Origin of the sequence: Kocuria rosea (genome assembly GCF_006094695.1) — a bacterium.
Taxonomy (GTDB): domain Bacteria; phylum Actinomycetota; class Actinomycetes; order Actinomycetales; family Micrococcaceae; genus Kocuria; species Kocuria rosea.
On record NZ_CP035103.1, the window covers coordinates 339732 to 356274 of the forward strand.

Here is a 16543-nt window from a genome sequence, read left to right on the forward strand (position 1 = left end):
GGTGGATTCCTCCCTTTGCCTACGAGGTGAGCTGTCGGATGCGGGTGGGAGACACCCGGCCGCAGAACGCACGCGCTCTGCACGGCTTAACCCCAAGGCCCCGGTACACCGGGACCGGTAATGGTTCCCCCGCTTCTGCCAAGCGATTTCTCTTCAGGAACCCCGGGCACCGGCAGAACTCGGCGATGTGCCACGGGGGCGCCAAGAAGATCAGCTCTCGGCACGCGGAGGACGATACAGGGCCCACCCCCTAATGTCACGTTTTGGTCACGGCCGCTGATCGGGTGGTCGCCTTGGTTGCCGAGGGTGCTCAGCACCGTGTTCCCGACCCAGCGGAGCTTCGTTTCGAGCGGGAACGTCAGGGTGTTCACCGTTAGCGGGGGCGTGGCCGGGGAGAGTCCCTGGTGGGCCCGAAGATGCACACCCTCGGCACGCCTGCGGCGGCCTGTCAGCACTGGGAGACCGCCGGTGGCTGCGGTGGGCGGTTTACGCGCGTAGGGTAAGAAAAGCGATCGAGGCTCTCGGGCGGTGGCTTCGGAGAATATCGGGAGGATAAATTCAGCGCGCACTCATATCTGCCGTAATCCGCCATCCGCCATCCGAACGAAGCACATTTCTTCATCGAATCTTCATGCCTTCAGCGTGTAGAGGAAGAACGGGCACGCTCAAGGGCAGGACAGGAATCGATGTGTTCGCCGGCAGGTGATTCGACTGCATGGCCTTAGGGGCACGCCCGGGGGTCAGTGTTCAGACGGCATCGACACGGCCGCCTCCAAGACGTTGATTCCGTTTGCGGCAACGGGAAATCCGGAGGATGCTTCGTCTGCTGCTTCCTCGATACTGCCGGTATATCCGGGCAGGACCAGGGCGCACCCCAGGACGAGGGCGGTGCTGGTGCGCTTCACAGGGGGCCTCCAACCGGCGGGGCGAGCGGGCAACGGCATCGGCCGCTCGAGACGCCAACAAGATATCCGCCTCGCCGTGGCGACGCCTGCCATGCCCTTGCGAAATGACCGCCTCCTACCCGAGGGGGTGGTCGTTGCGGTCCATCTGCCAGTCGGCCAGGTCCACGGAGACCGCCGCGGCGGCGCCGGCCCACAGAGAGAAGTCGAGCCATTTCCCGCTGAGCTGGAACCGGTCGTCGCTCACGGTCGGTCCTGCCCGGCGGGCCCGCCTTGGCCGAGCGGGACGGTGTCCTTCCAGAAGCCCTGGGCGCGGAGGAACCTCTCGAGGTTCTCGCGGTGGTCGGGGCACGCCAGCCAGCTCTTGCGGTGGTGTGGGGTGTGGATGCGCGGGTTGTTCCAGCGGATCCGCCACGCAGCGTCCGCGCCGCAGCCCTTGCGGGAGCACTGCAAGTTGTTGTCAACGGTCAGCGGGACTTCCCGGTAGGCGGTCAGGTGATCTCCCCGTCTGCGGACAGCTGATCTCCCTGTCCGCGGTCAGTTGACCTCCCTGCCGGTCAGTTCAGTGGGACCACCCCGCGTCCGGCGGTGGCCTCGGTGAGCCGCAGCGAGGTGCCCTCGGTGATGATCACGTGGGCGTGGTGCAGGAGCCGGTCCACGGCGGCGGTGGCCAGGGTCTTGGGCATGATCGTGTCGAACCCGGCCGGGTGGATGTTCGAGGTCACCGCGAGGCTGCGGCGTTCATAAGTCGCATCGACGAGGCGGTAGAAGGCCTCGGCGGCGGCCTGGCCCGAGGGCAGCATCCCGATGTCGTCCACGACGATGAGCTCGGCCCGGGTGATCCGGGCGATGGTCTTGCCGATCGAGCCGTCCGCCCCGGCGCGGCCGATCGCGGCGGTCAGCGACTCGAGGGTGAACCAGGAGACCCGCATCCCGGCGTCGATGACCTGATGGGCCAGGGCCTCGACGAAATGGGTCTTGCCCGTGCCCGAAGGCCCCGAGATCGCGAGGTTCTCCGCCCGCCCCACCCACTCCAGGGTGGCCAGGGCCGACTGGGTCGGGACCGGGATCGAGGAATCGGCTTCGCGCCAGGAGGCGAAGGTCTTCCCGGCGGGCAGTCCGGCGGCTTTGCGGCGTGCGGCCCGAGTGGCCTCATCACGCCCGCGGGCCTCTTCGGCCAGCAGCACCCGCAGGACCTCGGTGGGGTCCCACCGTTGGGAACGGGCGGTGGCCAACACCTCGGGGGCGGCCGCGCGCAGATAGGGCATCCGCATCCGCTTGAGCACCGCGGCGAGGTCTTCGGGCAGCGGCGGTGCTGCCGGGGCGGTGGTGGCCGTGTTCATCGAGCGGTCTCCTCGGTTGTGGTGGTTGTGCTGGTTGTCGTGGTGGCGCCGAAGGTGGCCCAGGCGGCGGTGCCGGGCTGGGCGGAGTGGGTCTCGTCGGCGGCCACGAGTCCGGCGGCGGTGGCCCCGGTGGCCTGGTGATCGCAGATCGCGGTCAGATCCCCTTCGCTGAAGCGCCCGGCGGCCGCGGCGATCCCGAGGGCGGCGTCCACGGGCCCGGCCCCGATGAGGGCGGCGAGCTCAACCGCGGCGGCCATCTTCGCCCGGATCCGGGTAGCCCCGGCCGCGGAGGCCTCGATCAGCCAGGTGTGCGCCCCGGCGCCCAGGGCCAGGAAGTCCTTCTCCGCCGCGCTGCGGGCTCGTGGCCGGGGCGGGCGTGGGGCACCAGTGGGGTCTTGGGGGTGGTCGGGGTAGTGGGCCAGGTCGATCCGCGGATTGCCCGGGGTCGAGAGGCGGTGGCGGGCGACCTCGGTGAGCCCGGCACGCCCGGCCGCCCACCCCGGGGCCACCGGAAGGGTGTCGAGGTCGGCGACGACCACCAGCTCCTCGGCTGCGACCCGCACCCACACCTCGGCCCCGACCAGGCCCGGTGGGGTGGAGTAGCGCACCGAGCCGAACCGGATGGTCTGGTCGGTGCCCACCGTGCGGGTCACCCCCAGGGCGGTGGTGTGCGGGGCGGCCGGCAGCACGTGCAACCGTCGTTGTTCCTCGGCCAAAGCGTGCTCCGGGATCTTGGCCGTCTCCCGGTGGGTGCGCCCGTTGACCTTGGCGCAGAACGCCGCGCAGGCGGCCTCGAGTGCGGCGAAGGAGCCGTAAGCTGCGCGCAGGTTCGCCTCGGTGGGCACCAGATCGGCCTTGGCGATGCGCACCGTGGACTCCGACCCGCCCTTGGACTCGGGGTCATACGGCACGCAGGTGTGCACCTGCGTGCCGTAGTGCCGGCCGGCTTCCACGATCTGCGGGTGGCGCACCGCAACCCCGGCCACGTGATCGACGGTCACGGTTCTCGGGTTGTCGGTGAGCACATAGGTCGGCACCCCGCCGATGAGGGCCAGAGTCGCATCCAGGCACCCGATCAGCGTCGGGAGGGTCTGGTCCCATACAGGGATCACCACCCGGAACCGTGACCACGCCAGCCAGGCGCAGAACAGCCACGTGCGCCGCGGCACCCCGTCCGCGCCGGGCACCTTCGGGCCTTCGCCCCAGTCGAACTGCAGCCACAGACCCGGCTCGGTGATCCAGGGCCGGTAGGTGCGCCGGTGCCCGGCCCGCCATACCGCCTTCACCTGCGCCACGGCCCGGCGGGTGGTGCGCTCGGTCCCCGGGAACCCCACCGCGACCAGGCGGGCGTGGACGACGTCGGCGCGGACTGTGCCCTGGCTGCGCTCGACCCACTCCTCGATCTTCGGCAGGTAGGCGTCGATCATCCGAGGACGACGGCCCGGGCCGGTCACCGGCCGGCCCGCGTCCCGGGCGGCGGCGTAACGGCGGACCGTCTTCGGATCCACCCCGGCCAGGGCCGCGGCCGAGTGCGCGGAGCCGGTGGCGTCATATGCTTCGAGAATTTCCATGATCTCCCTGTCAGACTTCTTCATGCGTCCCTCCGGCGGGTGATGGCTCAAGGTGGTCAGAGACCTCGAGCGAACCCCCGGAGGGACGTCTGCATGGGGACCGACACGAGCCTGGCCCCGGGGCTGAGAACAGGGAGATCAGCTGTCCGTCAGCAGGGAGGTACGTGTCCGCCTACAGGGAGATTGGCATGTCCGCTAGCAGTTGTCGGGTCCGGCCGGTGGTGCCGCGGATCCGTGCGGGGACAGCGATCTGAGCCGGTCGGTCTCCACGGCGGTCGTGCTCCTCAGGGTACTCGGGCAGGCTCACCGGACAGCCCCGCGTCAGGCTCAGGCCGCGCCGCGGCGCCGGGAGGTGTCGTCCTCGACAGTAGCGGAGGAAGCCGGGTTCCCGCTGGGAGCAACCGTGCTCCCAGGGCCTGATGTCGCGGTCTGCGGGGCTCTCGTTGCGGTGTCTTTCCGTCGTCGCCGTGACCGGTGATGGACTCACCCGCCAACACGGGGTGAAGTGACCCCCCGTCATCAGGACACCCACGGCAGTGTGGCCCCTGCTCAGCGTAGGATTCCCGCTTTGACTTCGAAGTCGTTTGTATAGTTTTCCTCAAGATGGCGTGAAGATTCCCCATAACTTGCCCTCTGGTAGCTGTACGGGCTGTTCTTCCGGACCGGTGAGGGCATAGTTTGCGAGTGAGAACACCCCGTTCTCATCACCCCGTGCACGGGCGTTAGGGTGCCCCAGTCTTTGCTCCCCTTAGGCTGGGGCACCCGTCGATAATGTGGAGAAGCGACGTAGCCCGGACCGAAGAATCCGACGGATCCGAGACTGGCTCGCGGGCCCTCAATTGGCAATCCGAGGGCAAGACCCCCGACCCCTCTCCGGTGAGCATCATCATCCCGGTGCTCTCGCTGGTCATCATGCCGGTGCTGGTCGCGGTCAAGAAGAAGGCCGGCACGGCCCTGGGGGACGACCTGATCCTGGCTGGTGCCGCCGAGACCGGGATTTGCGCGCTGCTGTCCGTCTCCACTCTGACTGGGCTGATCCTCTTCCCGCTGACCGGCGCGGCGTGGGTAGACCCGGTGGCCGGGCTTATCCTCTTCGCCTTCGCCCTCCCCGAGGGCAAGGAGTCCGGGGCGAGCTTGTCGAGAGCGACGACGAGGACGAGGACGAGGACTGATCGACATCCCGTTCCACCACGCTGGTCACGATCACCACGCAACGCTGAGGGGCCTTGTGTCTGGCAGGGCCCTCAGCTGTCCCCGGCGGGGTTGCGCATCCAGGACACAACACCCACTGCCTTACATGTGGTGGATTAGCGGTTGGGCTTCGCCGAGGCCCTGTGGAGCAGGCGAGCAGGGCAAGGGGTACTGCACCTGGGTGGGAGAGACGTGGATACGTCTACCACGATGGGTTTGATGGTTTTCACCGTCATGCTCCTCCAGCGCTGTCAGCACTGGCTCGACGAGACCGCCCAACGCGACCTCACAGCGCCTTGACGCCAATAGAGCATCCACTCTGCAGGGCGCAACCTCGCTGGATGCACGGAGGCATATCAATGCAAATAGGTACATATTGGGGGACGGCGCAACCCGGAAGTGGGGGCACACCGGGAGGCCCGTCGTTGCTAACGTGAATGTTGGCGGGTATTCGGGGGAATACGGGCTGGTGTCCCCGAATGCTGCGCCCACGGGATCGTGTCCCATGCGCCAATCAGGATCTGGGAGTCCCACGGCGGTGGGCGAACGTGCCGACCAACAATCGATGAGGCAGCAACTGCCGAGCCAGTGGGGGAACACATGCTTAAGTACCAGACTCAGACGGACAAGCGGGGCGAGATCGAGATCCCGGTCAGCGGCATCCGGGTGACACCGATGGACACCAATGAGCTGCACCGGTGGATTGCGGCCACCTGGGAGGAGCGGCGCAAGACCGTGATTCTCGGCCACAATCTGCACAGTCTCTACACGTGGGAGGTCAACCCGACGTTCCGCGCTTTCTACGACAAGGCCGACGTGGTGCTGACGGATGGCTTTCCCATCCTGAAAATGGCCAAGTGGTGCTCCGGGCGGCCGCTCAGCGCCAGGCGCCACCGTATCGGCACCATGGATTGGTTGCCCGGCCTGATCCGGAGCACCCCCGTGCGGCGCGTGGCCGTCATTGGCGCGAGCCCCGAAAGCAACGCCGCCACGGTTGCTCTCCTCCGTGCGGGGGACCCCGAGCGCACGGTCGAGGGCTGGCCCGGCGAAGGGTGGAACCTCGCACTCGAGGACCGCATCGTCGGAACCCTCCAGGAGTTCCGGCCGGACTTCGTCATCGTGGGCCTGGGGATGCCGCTGCAGGAGGAGTTCCTGAGCCGGCACTGGGAGGAGTTGCCCACGGCGATCTATGCGGCCGTCGGCGGGGTGATCGACCAGTACTCCGGGATCCAGAAATCGGCTCCGCGCTGGCTCGGGCCCCTGGGCCTGGAATGGGCCTACCGGCTGGCCACCCAGCCGCGGCGGCTGGGCCACCGGTACCTCGTCGAACCGTGGATCCTCGCCTATCTCCTGGCGGCCAAGGCTGTCCGGCAGGGCACCAGAGGGGCGGACGCCAGTTCCTGAGCCGGCCGTGAGCGGTGAGCGGAGACTGTCCGTCCCGGCCCACCGTCTCGTGTCGGAGTGCATCAACAACGCTGCGGGTCAGTGCAATTCGTCCGCGGACCGGAGCGGGACCCGGCTCCCGCTCCGGTCCGCGGCCGACGCCTCCAGGGCGTCCAGCATCGCGTCCTCCTCGTCCTCACAGGTGGGGCGGGAGCGCCGGCGCTGCGGCCGGGGGCGCATGAGCGACCTGAGGTGGGCGGGCATGTCGTCGGCCATCTCGAGCTGGCGGACGACGAGCTCCTCGTCGCCCTCGCCGATGTAGTTGCCGTCCTCGTCGTAGAACCGTGCGAGCCGGCGCTCCATCTCCTGGGCGAACTGGCGGTCCCAGGCGTCGTTGCGGGCCTGCTGGCGGGCGGCGTAGCCCCAGGCCACGAAGAACAGCGCCGCGAACGCGTACCACTGCAACGAGTAGGACAGGTGCGGCCCGGAGTCGGTCTCCGGCTCCGGAGCCGGCGCGGGGGCCGCCGCGGGGGCCGGGTCCTCGGCGAAGACCTCGCCGTAGGCCGCCGTCCCGTTCGGCCGGTCCCAGCGCTCGCGCAGCTCCTCGAGGTCGATCGAGGCGATCTGGCCCGCGGGGGCGCCGCGGCTGACGGCCGGCTCCCCGGGCTGGAGCCGGGCGGTGACCGTGACCCGGCCGGCGGGCGGGGTCGGCACCTCGTCCGGCATCCCGTTGGCCGCCTCGCCCGTGGGGATCCAGCCGCGGTCGAGGACCACGACGTCCCCGTCCTGCGTGCGGAACGGGACGAGGACCTCGTAGCCGACGCGGCCGTCCTGCGGCCTGTTGCGGACCAGCACCTGGTCCTGGGGCAGGTACTCGCCCGTGAGCTCGACCGGGCGCCAGGTGAGGGAAGGGTCGTGGGCGGCGAACTGCTCGACGGCGGCCGCACCGGCCAGGGGCTCGGCGCGGTAGTTCTGCGTGATCTTGGCGTTCTCACCGACCAGGTGGTCGTTGCGGTCCATCTGCCAGCCGCCCAGGTACACCGAGACCACGGCGGCGGCGCAGGCGAGGAGGAAGAAGCCCAGCCACTTGCCGCTGAGTAGGAAACGGTAGGTGCCCATGTCAGAGCCCACCATCGGCCCGGCAGCCCTGGCAGAAGAGTGGCGGGGAGCCCGGCCCCACCGGGAGGAGAGCTGCGGCGCCGCGCGGTGACAGCGATACGAGTAGGTCGAACTTCACAGCGGTCGTGCTCCTCAGAGTGCGCCGTCGGGCTGACCGGACGGTCGGCGGCGGCCCCAGGAGCACGGCTGTCGCCGCACTCCTGGGGCCTGTGCTGTAGAGCATCTGCCGGCCCGGCGTGGGGGAATCAGTTCTTGCGGCGGCGACGGGACATCAAGCCCAGTAGCCCGATCACGGCCAGGGCCAGCACCACCACGGTGGCGCCGACGGCCCATCCGGAGAAGCTTCCGGAATTCTCCTGTACGGCCGCGTCCTGGGCTTGGGCGGAGCTGTCCGAGCTGTCGGCGCCCTCACCGGTCGGGGTCTCGGTCGGGGTGGTGCTGAGGGTGGGGGCCGGGGTGGTGATGTCCACACTGTCACCCACCTCGTAGGTGTAGGTGCCTTCGATGGGGTGGCCGTCGCTGGAGACCACCCGCCAGACCACCTGGTAGGTCCCTTCCTCGGACCCGGTCTCGGCCAGGGGCTGGATCACTTGGGAACCGTCGCGCTCGAGCGGGCCCTCGGTCACGGACTGCCCGTCGGGGCCGGTCACGAGCACCTGGTGGCCGATGTCCATGATCTCCCCGCTGTAGGAGAGCTCGATTTGTTCGGGGGCGGTCTCCAGCACCGCATCCTGTTCGGGGGAGGTGCTCAGCACCTCGTCATGGGCGGCGGCGGGGGCCAGTCCCAGGGCGGTCAGGGCGCCTACCGCGCTCACAGTGGCGGCGGTACGGCGCAGAGCAGAAGTCATGGTCAGCATGGCAGAGGGGTCCCTTCGAGGGGCAATGAGTGAGTGGGTCAGACAGGGCCGCCGAGCCGATGATCGGAGGCGGCCGTGAGGGAGTCGTCGAGTCTGCTGTCCGAATCCACGACCACCACCGGCCCCAACAGGGGTGGTGTTCAGCCGGCGGGCGACCGGGCGGGCCCGGTCGGGAGCGGAAGATTCCGACGACGAGCTGTCGGTGGTCCGCGGTAGGAGCGCACCGGTTGCAGCAGCGACTGATCCGTCAGTGCGTGCGGGCGCCCCTGCGGAACAGGTCGGGGCCGGTGCACCACGACCGGGGCGGACAGGACCCGCCACAGCCGGCGGACGCGCAGTCGCAGGGCGTCGAGCAGGTCCACGAGGGCCACTTCGCCGTGGCGCAGGAACGCGTAGGTGGCCGCGGCGGCCAGCACGTGGAAGACCAGCATGCCGGTGCCACCGTGCACCGCGTGAGCCTGGGCCTGGAGCACCAGGGCCGGCCCGGTGGGCGGTGAGCTCAGCGCCGCGTGGTGGGTGGCGTCGACCACGGTCGTCACGGATCCGGCGACGGTGAAGAGCAGGTGGAAGACGCCCTGGCTGACCAGCACGCCGGTAAGCAATAAGGAGCGGGAGAGGACCCGGCCGGCCAGAGCCATGCACACCGGCCCGGACAGCGCCAGGGACAGCAACACCAACAACACCGGAGGGACCTGACCGCCGGCGGCCACGTGGGAGGCGGCGGCGAAGGCCGTGGCCATCCCGGCTCCGGCCCACCCGCGGGCAAGACGGTGCGCCCGTGCGTTCACGCCTCCACCCCTCTCAGTTCATCAGCCGCTCGAGGCGGCGATCCCATTATGTGCGGGCCCTCGAGAGCCCCACCACATCGACAGGCCCTGGCGGCAGGTGCCGGTCGGGTCGACACCGCGGTGCGTCGTGTGTCCTCTGTTGTCAGGTCGCCGTGAAGGTCACGGCTTCCATACGTGGTCCTGGCTCAGGGGCGCCTCGTGGACTCGTCCCGCTCGGCGAGCCCGGCCATCATCGCGTTGTAGGCCTTGAGCTCGGCGTCGTCGGTGCGGTCCGCCTGGCGGTCCACGCGACGGTTTTCCTTCTTGCCTTCGATCGCCCACATGATCGCCACGACCACGGCGACGACGACGGTGGGGAACTCTCCGATCCCCCACATCAGGGCCCCGCCGAACTGCTGGTCCTCGATCGGGCTACGGCCCCAATCCCGGCCCATGTTCGCGAACCACCACGCCTGCAGCAGGGTGTCGGAGCCCATCAGGGCCACCCCGACGAAGGCGTGGTAGACCATCGTGGCCAGCAGCAGAATCAGGCGCATCATGTGGCCGGGACGGTGCGGGATCGGGTCGATGCCGATCAGCACGAGCATGAACAGGTACCCGGTGATCAAGAAGTGGGTGATCATGAACACGTGCCCCACGTGGTACTGCAGGGTGAATCCGAACAGTGGGGTGAAGTAGAAGATCACGATCGAGGCCGCGAAGTTCACCCCGGCGACGATCGGGTGCGTCACGATCTTGGAGAACGGGGAGTGCACCAGGGCCAGGATCCACTCGCGCGGCCCGCGGGTACCGTCCTGGCGGGGCTCCAGGGCCTTGAGCACCAGCGTCACCGGCGCCCCCAGGACCAGGAAGATCGGCACCACCATCGTCAACATCATGTGCTCGACCATGTGCGCGGAGAACAACACCAGCCCGTAGACGGCGACCCCACCGGAGGTGACGTAGAACAGCACCGCCAGCCCGGTCAACCAGGAGAGGCTGCGCAGCACCGACCAGGAGTCCCCGCGCCGGCGGACCTGCACGAACGCCCACAGGTAGAGGGCGGCGAGGAAGACCACCACCGCCAACCAGAGCGGGTCCACCCGCCAGGTGGTGAACCAGGAGGCGGCGGTGGGCTGGGGAGGCAGTGGGTACCAGGTGAGGATCTCGGCCGGGGTGGCATCCGGGGCGATCTCCTCGGGCACCGGTGGGGCGGTGCGCGACAGGGCCACGGCCACGCCCATGACCGCACCCATGACCAGCACCTCCCCGGCCACCAGCTGCCACACGGCACGCGTCGCGGTGAGACGGCCCGCCTCCAGGGCCGGAATCAGCCACCGGCGGTGAGCCACCCCCGCCAAACCCAGCCCCAGGGTCAGGGCGGCCTTGAGCAGCACCAGCTGCCCGTAAGGACTGAACAGCTGTTCCCAGGATCCGATGCGCACCGCCGCATTGATGGTCCCGGAAAGAAACACCAAGAAGAAGGCACCGAAGGCCACCGTGGAGAAGCGCCGCAGCACCACGGCGGCTATCGGCACCTGAGGCCGCACACCAGCGCCGCGGCCGGCCCCTGCCGGCAGGCTGCCGGTGCCGGCAGCCGATCCGCTCAGCTGCGGGGAGAGCCAGGCGAGCACCACCAGCCCACCGGTCCACAGACACACGCCCAGCAGGTGCAGGCCCAAGGAGTTCACCGCACCCATATGGTCCGTGCCTCCGGAGGAGTGACCGGTCAGGGCCATCGCCACCAAAGCCGTGCACGCCAGGCCGAAGGTGAGCAACAGCCCCATCAGGGCCCGGACGCCGAAGACCAAGGTGGTGACCACGGCAGCGACCACCACGGTCGCCGCCTGCGCCTGCCCCAGGGAAAGATCCGTGGCGTAGTACAACAGCTGCTGCGCATAGGCCTCGTCCCCGCCCACCGGCACCCCCGCCACATCGGAATAAGACAGCACCAGCACCACCACGGCAGCCACCGTCCACACCACCGACGCCACCTCGGCCAGACCCATCGTGGCCGTGAACAGGGGGTGCTCCGCCTCCTGGCCACCGTTGCGCCCGTCTGCGCGGCGGCGGAACCCACCACGTGTTTTCGGCACGACCCCCAGAGCGAAGAGCAGGGAACCCAGCACCACGACCAAGGCGCTGTTGTGCACCACCTCGACCACGGGCAGACCCCAGCGCACCAACGCCCCCGGATCCGCCGCCAGACGAGCGGCCCCCGAGCCGCTGTAGACCATCGCCAGAATCAACACCACCAAGGCCACCACCACGGCAACAACGAGCTGCCACGGCCTCACCCCGGGACCGCCCAGCCTGCCCAGCCCGGGGTGCGCCTGCCCGGTGTGCTCGGGCGTTCTCGTACTCATGAGCTGATCTCCTTCACCCGCCGCTGCAGAAGGGGAGGCGGGTTGCCTCCATTGTCCCTGCCGGGCACCCCACCCAGCCCCACAGGATCGGCCCCGCCCCTCAGCAGGTCTCAGCGACGGCCTTCTGGGCTGCGCCGGGAATCTCACCGCCTCATACGCGGCCTCTGGGTGGCTCGGGGGCCAGTGGGTGGCCAGCAACTTTTCCAGGTACTGGATCTCGGGCGGCTGGCTGGTGACGATCGACTACGCCAAGGACGTCACGGCTGGATCCTCCGTGCACCCCGGGATGGCGGCAGCCCCGCTGGGGCCGGCCTGGTGGCGGGGGTCATCAGCTACAGGTCCCGTCTTCCGGCCTCTGCCCTCTCAGCGTTCTCGAGGCTGGCGAGCTGCCCAGCATCGCCGCAACTTTTGGTGGGGCAGCCAGGATGGACCTGCGCGGCCCACCGTGGCCGTCGTCCTCGTTCATTCATGCCAGGACCGGCTGGGTCGAGACCGAGGGTCATCCCCACACCGAAAGCCACCCGCCCGTGGGCCTGGCCTGTTGTTGGCGGGTGTCGGCCATAACGGACTGGACACGCAAGAAGGGCGTGCCCATCCACGAAAGGATGGTTCACGCCCTCAGCCCCGGAGCTCTCCGCCGCGCACAGTCTGCACTGCGCACAGCGGTTTCCGCAGTGCCCCCGAGCTCCTGACATCGCCCCAGGCGGGGAGCAATGTCCATCTAGATACTTCCCGGTCCTTGGCGGGACCAACGCCAGTCTTGCCCTCTTATTTTACTTCTCCCTCCTGATCGCGAGCTAGGGTCAAGCCCCTAACGGTTTGAACCAGCTCGTTCTAGACCCGACAAAGATTGGTGTCACCCGGGTCTTCCGAGCTCAAGGGGACTCGCATGACTCGGCAGGACGTCCTGCGCCAGCGTCAGGCCACCCACCGCCTGCCGGTGCTGCGCCAGAGTTGAGCCCCCGATAGTGGTGTAGCGCGGTGGTCTTGCTCGTCGTTGCCGACGAGAGCGCGGCCACCGTGAGATCTTTCGAGTTCACCTCTCACAGCACCCTCGAAAGGACATCATCACGATGACCGCTCCTCATATTGTCGACCCTGCTGGCCTGCTCGGCGAAGCCCTGTCCGACGCGTCCCCGGATCTGATGCGCAGCTTGTTGCAGACGGTGATCAACGCTCTCTTGTCTGCTGATGCCGAGGCGGTGGTCGGCGCCGAATGGGGCAAGCCCACCCCGACCCGGTCTGCGCAGCGCAACGGCTACCGGCACCGTGAGCTCGACACCCGCATCGGCACGATCGACGTCGCCGTGCCGAAGCTGCGCACCGGCACCTACTTCCCCGAGTGGTTGCTGGAGCGGCGCAAACGGGCTGAGTCCGCGCTGATCACCGTGGTCGCCGACTGTTACCTCGCCGGGGTCTCGACCCGTCGGATGGACAAGCTGGTGAAGACCCTGGGCATCAACTCCCTGTCGAAGTCCCAGGTCTCGCGCATGGCCACCGACCTCGACGAGCACGTGGAGTCCTTCCGCCACCGGCCCCTGGACGAGGCCGGCCCTTTCACGTTCGTCGCCGCCGACGCGCTGACCATGAAAGTCCGAGAGGGCGGGCGGGTGGTCAACGCGGTCGTGCTGCTGGCCACCGGGGTCAACGGCGACGGCCACCGGGAGGTCCTGGGCATGCGGGTGGCCACGGCCGAGACCGGGGCGGCGTGGAACGAGTTCTTCGCCGACCTGGTGGCCCGGGGCCTGGGCGGAGTCCGCCTGGTCACCAGTGACGCCCACGCCGGTCTCAAGGACGCGATCGCCGCGCACCTGCCCGGGGCGTCCTGGCAGCGGTGCCGCACCCACTACGCGGCCAATCTCATGTCGATCTGCCCGAAGAGCATGTGGCCGGCCGTGAAGGCGATGCTGCACTCGGTCTATGACCAGCCCGATGCCGCCGCGGTGAACGCCCAGTTCGACCGGCTGATCGACTACGTCGCCGAGAAGCTGCCCGAGGTGGCTGAGCACCTGGCCGACGCCCGGGAGGACCTGCTGGCCTTCACCGGCTTCCCGAAAGACGTGTGGATGCAGATCTGGTCCAACAACCCCGCCGAGAGGCTGAACAAGGAGATCCGCCGGCGCACCGACGCGGTCGGGATCTTCCCCAACCGAGCCGCCATCGTTCGCCTCGTGGGCGCGGTGCTGGCCGAGCAGACCGATGAGTGGGCCGAGGGCCGCCGCTACCTCGGACTCGAGGTCCTCACCCGTTGCCGGCTCACCCCCGTGGCCCGCACCGGAAGCGAGGTGATCCCCGACCCCCTGACCGCCCTCACTGCCTGACCCCTACGAAAGATCGCTACACCACTTCTCGGGGCTTGACCTGCGCCAGGGGGAGGTCTGGGCGGACGGAGTTCTGGACAACTCCACACCGGACCCACGGGTCTCACACCGCGTCGACAACCTGGTGGGTCAGTAAGTTTCGTCGCGCCGTACGGCAGGCCTTCGGATTGGCTCGTGTGCACCCCTGGGTGTACCGGGGAAATCAACCTCCGGGTGGACGTTGCGCAACGACCTGGCCGACATGCTTTAGATGTCGGCCCACCAAGAATTAGCCCCCACATCGGGGGCAGGGACTCTGGCACACTCAATCCCCGCATCTCGCCAGGAGATCAAAATGTCTTCCACTCCCGCATCGTCCACGCCTACCGCCAATCTCAACAGCCGGCGTTACTTCTCCAAGGCTATTTTGTCCATGGCCTCGCTCACCTTGGCCGCAGGCGGCCTCGCCACCCTCGGTGCACCGGCCCAAGCCGCGCTCACGCCGACCACCCAGGTGCCATCCGCCGCGGTGGAGACCCAGGGTCAACAGCAGCAGAAGGGCTGTGAGGTGGATGCTTACAAGCCGCATTACAAGAAGTATCAGGGGAAGCATTACGCCGCGTTCCCCTTCAAGGTGAAGTGCGACAAGGGCTACACCAAGGTGCAGGTGAAGCAGTACTACTACGCCGAGGACAAGCACGGTAATTCCCACGAGCACGGCAGCGACTACTACCAGTACAGCTTCAACCACCACGGCGGTGAAACCTGGGGCGGGGGACACTGGCGCCACGTCAATCACCACCAGGACAAGAAGGTGTACCACGTGGTCAAGTACCGCTACTGGGACGGTCACGGCTGGTCGGACTGGTACAAGGATGTGAGCCACAAGACCAGCCTCGGGCACTGATCGGGCTCTGGTGGGGGCCAGCCGGCTCGCGGCTGGCCCTCACTCTTCGACCGCGGCGAGGGCCTTCTCCGCACACCGCCGTAGCGGATCACGGCGCCCCGCAGCATCCCGTCTTGCACCACTCGCGAAAACTAGTTCTGGGGCGACGGAACCATGACTGAACCGTCCCGGTCTCGGGGGTCGAACTCCGTGGGCAGCGGCACGGTTCCGTCCCCCCACGTAGAGGGTGTCCTTCGCGCCGTCGCGAAGATGAAGGGAGGGAAGCTTCCCCGTTACGGGTGAGGGCTGAAGCCCACGAGATGGAGGGGCAGGAGGGGGTCACCCCGCCGGGCCCCTCTGCACAGCCGGTCCCCAAGGACCAGGCCGTCCTGGGCGAGGTGCTAGATCAGGTACTCCACTCTGCCAACCACGGATGCCGGGGGGTGACCATCGCCTGTGCCACGGAGCACACGGTTGGACTGTCCGATCAGCCCAGGAGCCTCAGCATGCACTGGGTCTGCGCCCCGTGATGGCAGACCAGCCGGTCCACCGGATCGCTGTCATGAGAGAATTGGAACATGTCCTACCCTGCGACGCTCGGCGCCTTCCCGCCCAATGAATCCCGCGGCGCCCAGGGGACGTCGCCGGACAGACTTGTCGAGGACCCTCCCGCGAAGGTCGACCCGAAAACGGTCTTGTACGAGGAGAGATTATCTGCCGCGTGGTGGATGTGGTTGCTCGTGCTCTTCGCGGGTCTGGTGGGTCTGATCGCCCTGGCTCCGATCAACATGTGGGTCGGGGCGGCGGTGGGGGCTGTGGTCGCCGGCGGCACTGCCGTGGCATTGATTGCCTCGAGCACCGGAATCGTGATCACCGGGGAGTCGTTGCAAGTGGGGCGCGCTCGTATTGAGCGCCGATTCGTGGGTGAGGCTGAAGCGTTTCGCGGCAGCGCCGTCCAAAGAGTGCGCGGCCCTGAACTGGACGCCCGCGCTTACATGAACTTCCGCGTTTCCGTGGGCCCGGTGGTGCGCATCCAGATCACCGATCCCGTGGACCCCACCCCGTATTGGTTGACCTCAACCCGTCACCCGGAGCGCATGGTCGAGGTTCTCTCCGCCGGCTGAGCGCGGCGCCCACCGGGGCATTCCCCGGTGGGCGCAGCTTTCAGAGGCTCCGGTGAGTCTTGAGGGTGGGTGTCACCCAGATGGCTTCGGCTTCCGTCGGTGCTAGCTCGATCGCGGTGTGGTGATACCCCGGTACACCGGTCGTTCCGCTGGCTTCCTGAGCGATGACACGAAAAGCCCCACCCGGCACGAGGCCGCAGTCGCGGAACCGGGTGAGGCGGTGTGGGTCGGCATCGGAAAGACGAATGATCTCGTATCGTCCCGGCTTCGCCTCGGTGAGTCGGGTGGTATTGAGCGGGCGGCGGGTGCGTCCCTGCGCGGTGGGGATCGGGTCCCCGTGTGGATCCACCGTGGGGCGACCCAGCCGGGCGTCGATGCGTTCGATCATGGCGTCGGAGGCGGCGTGCTCAAGACGTTCGGCCTCATCATGAACCTCCTCCCACGGATACCCCAGCGTGGTGGCCAGGAAGGTCTCCAGCAGCCGGTGCCGGCGCACCATCGCCACCGCGTACGCACGCCCCTGAGGGGTGAGGGTGACGGGCTTGTAGGGCTGGTACTCGACGAGCCCCTGGCCGGCCAATCGCTTGACCGTGTCGGTGACGTTGGGGGCAGAGGTCCCCATCCGTGCCGCCAAGGCTGTGGTGGTGATCGGCGGGTCGCCCCATTCGGTGGCCGACCAGATCGCCTTGAGATAGTCCTGGGCGACCGGGGTGATCTCACTCAAGTCCATAGGA

General features: G+C 68.4%; 15 protein-coding genes and 1 riboswitch. Of the genes, 5 read left to right on the forward strand and 10 right to left on the reverse strand.

Annotated elements, in window-relative coordinates; translation table 11 throughout:
• Nucleotides 1-4 precede the first annotated feature (4 nt).
• A riboswitch (cyclic di-AMP (ydaO/yuaA leader) is annotated at nucleotides 5-160 on the reverse strand.
• A gap of 580 nt (nucleotides 161-740) precedes the next feature.
• The 5 genes from EQG70_RS18050 to istA form a co-directional block, all read right to left on the reverse strand.
• On the reverse strand, nucleotides 741-905 hold the full coding sequence (locus EQG70_RS18050; RefSeq protein ID WP_154676752.1) for a hypothetical protein: 165 nt from the start codon (nucleotides 903-905) through the stop codon (nucleotides 741-743).
• A 115-nt stretch (nucleotides 906-1020) separates the two neighbouring features.
• Nucleotides 1021-1149, reverse strand: coding sequence for a hypothetical protein (locus EQG70_RS18695; RefSeq protein WP_255219702.1), 129 nt, complete (start codon nucleotides 1147-1149; stop codon nucleotides 1021-1023).
• Nucleotides 1146-1355: a hypothetical protein gene (locus EQG70_RS01515; RefSeq protein ID WP_219930794.1), complete on the reverse strand. Its 210-nt coding sequence runs from the start codon at nucleotides 1353-1355 to the stop codon at nucleotides 1146-1148. The genes EQG70_RS18695 and EQG70_RS01515 overlap by 4 nt, the downstream gene beginning before the upstream one ends.
• A 104-nt stretch (nucleotides 1356-1459) precedes the next feature.
• A complete protein-coding gene (gene istB, locus EQG70_RS01520) occupies nucleotides 1460-2245 on the reverse strand; it encodes an IS21-like element helper ATPase IstB (protein ID WP_109269538.1) in 786 nt (261 codons plus the stop codon).
• A complete protein-coding gene (gene istA, locus EQG70_RS01525; RefSeq protein ID WP_208746193.1) occupies nucleotides 2242-3840 on the reverse strand; it encodes an IS21 family transposase in 1599 nt (532 codons plus the stop codon). The genes istB and istA overlap by 4 nt, the downstream gene beginning before the upstream one ends.
• Before the next feature lie 852 nt (nucleotides 3841-4692).
• Between istA and EQG70_RS01530 the strand changes: the two genes are divergently transcribed.
• On the forward strand, nucleotides 4693-5127 hold the full coding sequence (locus tag EQG70_RS01530; RefSeq protein WP_062737382.1) for a cation diffusion facilitator family transporter: 435 nt from the start codon (nucleotides 4693-4695) through the stop codon (nucleotides 5125-5127).
• Nucleotides 5128-5607: 480 nt separating this feature from the next.
• Nucleotides 5608-6411 (forward strand): WecB/TagA/CpsF family glycosyltransferase, encoded by an 804-nt coding sequence (locus EQG70_RS01540; RefSeq protein ID WP_062737381.1) that lies wholly within the window; start codon nucleotides 5608-5610, stop codon nucleotides 6409-6411.
• 78 nt (nucleotides 6412-6489) lie between these two features.
• On the opposite strand, the gene EQG70_RS01545 is transcribed toward EQG70_RS01540, so the two are convergent.
• The 4 genes from EQG70_RS01545 to EQG70_RS01560 all read right to left on the reverse strand — a co-directional run bounded on the left by EQG70_RS01545 (nucleotide 6490) and on the right by EQG70_RS01560 (nucleotide 11499).
• Nucleotides 6490-7509: an SURF1 family cytochrome oxidase biogenesis protein gene (locus EQG70_RS01545; protein ID WP_062737380.1), complete on the reverse strand. Its 1020-nt coding sequence runs from the start codon at nucleotides 7507-7509 to the stop codon at nucleotides 6490-6492.
• A gap of 245 nt (nucleotides 7510-7754) precedes the next feature.
• Nucleotides 7755-8357 carry a copper resistance CopC family protein gene (locus EQG70_RS01550; protein WP_158279242.1) on the reverse strand — a complete coding sequence of 201 codons (603 nt, stop codon included), beginning with the start codon at nucleotides 8355-8357 and terminating at the stop codon, nucleotides 7755-7757.
• 149 nt (nucleotides 8358-8506) lie between these two features.
• Complete coding sequence (locus tag EQG70_RS01555) at nucleotides 8507-9106, reverse strand: hypothetical protein (RefSeq protein ID WP_217905969.1); 600 nt, start codon at nucleotides 9104-9106, stop codon at nucleotides 8507-8509.
• A 233-nt stretch (nucleotides 9107-9339) separates the two neighbouring features.
• Nucleotides 9340-11499, reverse strand: a complete 2160-nt coding sequence (locus tag EQG70_RS01560; RefSeq protein WP_062737377.1) for a bifunctional copper resistance protein CopD/cytochrome c oxidase assembly protein — start codon at nucleotides 11497-11499, stop codon at nucleotides 9340-9342.
• A gap of 1073 nt (nucleotides 11500-12572) precedes the next feature.
• Between EQG70_RS01560 and EQG70_RS01565 the strand changes: the two genes are divergently transcribed.
• The 3 genes from EQG70_RS01565 to EQG70_RS01575 all read left to right on the forward strand — a co-directional run bounded on the left by EQG70_RS01565 (nucleotide 12573) and on the right by EQG70_RS01575 (nucleotide 15809).
• Nucleotides 12573-13820: an IS256 family transposase gene (locus EQG70_RS01565; protein WP_109269546.1), complete on the forward strand. Its 1248-nt coding sequence runs from the start codon at nucleotides 12573-12575 to the stop codon at nucleotides 13818-13820.
• A gap of 334 nt (nucleotides 13821-14154) precedes the next feature.
• Complete coding sequence (locus tag EQG70_RS01570; protein ID WP_109222870.1) at nucleotides 14155-14706, forward strand: hypothetical protein; 552 nt, start codon at nucleotides 14155-14157, stop codon at nucleotides 14704-14706.
• Between the two features lie 557 nt (nucleotides 14707-15263).
• Nucleotides 15264-15809: a DUF3093 domain-containing protein gene (locus tag EQG70_RS01575; RefSeq protein ID WP_084271834.1), complete on the forward strand. Its 546-nt coding sequence runs from the start codon at nucleotides 15264-15266 to the stop codon at nucleotides 15807-15809.
• A gap of 40 nt (nucleotides 15810-15849) precedes the next feature.
• Here EQG70_RS01575 and EQG70_RS01580 read toward each other — a convergent pair whose 3' ends face one another.
• Nucleotides 15850-16539 carry a metal-dependent transcriptional regulator gene (locus EQG70_RS01580; RefSeq protein ID WP_062737372.1) on the reverse strand — a complete coding sequence of 230 codons (690 nt, stop codon included), beginning with the start codon at nucleotides 16537-16539 and terminating at the stop codon, nucleotides 15850-15852.
• Nucleotides 16540-16543 lie beyond the last annotated feature (4 nt).

Excerpts from the sequence above, each read along its gene's own strand:
- istB (WP_109269538.1), bottom strand. The coding sequence starts at position 2,245 with ATGAACACGGCCACCACCGCCCCGGCAGCACCGCCGCTGCCCGAAGAC.
- istA (WP_208746193.1), bottom strand. The coding sequence starts at position 3,840 with ATGAAGAAGTCTGACAGGGAGATCATGGAAATTCTCGAAGCATATGAC.
- EQG70_RS01540 (WP_062737381.1), top strand. The coding sequence starts at position 5,608 with ATGCTTAAGTACCAGACTCAGACGGACAAGCGGGGCGAGATCGAGATC.
- EQG70_RS01545 (WP_062737380.1), bottom strand. The coding sequence starts at position 7,509 with ATGGGCACCTACCGTTTCCTACTCAGCGGCAAGTGGCTGGGCTTCTTC.
- EQG70_RS01550 (WP_158279242.1), bottom strand. The coding sequence starts at position 8,357 with ATGACTTCTGCTCTGCGCCGTACCGCCGCCACTGTGAGCGCGGTAGGC.
- EQG70_RS01555 (WP_217905969.1), bottom strand. The coding sequence starts at position 9,106 with ATGGCCACGGCCTTCGCCGCCGCCTCCCACGTGGCCGCCGGCGGTCAG.
- EQG70_RS01560 (WP_062737377.1), bottom strand. The coding sequence starts at position 11,499 with ATGAGTACGAGAACGCCCGAGCACACCGGGCAGGCGCACCCCGGGCTG.
- EQG70_RS01565 (WP_109269546.1), top strand. The coding sequence starts at position 12,573 with ATGACCGCTCCTCATATTGTCGACCCTGCTGGCCTGCTCGGCGAAGCC.
- EQG70_RS01570 (WP_109222870.1), top strand. The coding sequence starts at position 14,155 with ATGTCTTCCACTCCCGCATCGTCCACGCCTACCGCCAATCTCAACAGC.
- EQG70_RS01575 (WP_084271834.1), top strand. The coding sequence starts at position 15,264 with ATGTCCTACCCTGCGACGCTCGGCGCCTTCCCGCCCAATGAATCCCGC.
- EQG70_RS01580 (WP_062737372.1), bottom strand. The coding sequence starts at position 16,539 with ATGGACTTGAGTGAGATCACCCCGGTCGCCCAGGACTATCTCAAGGCG.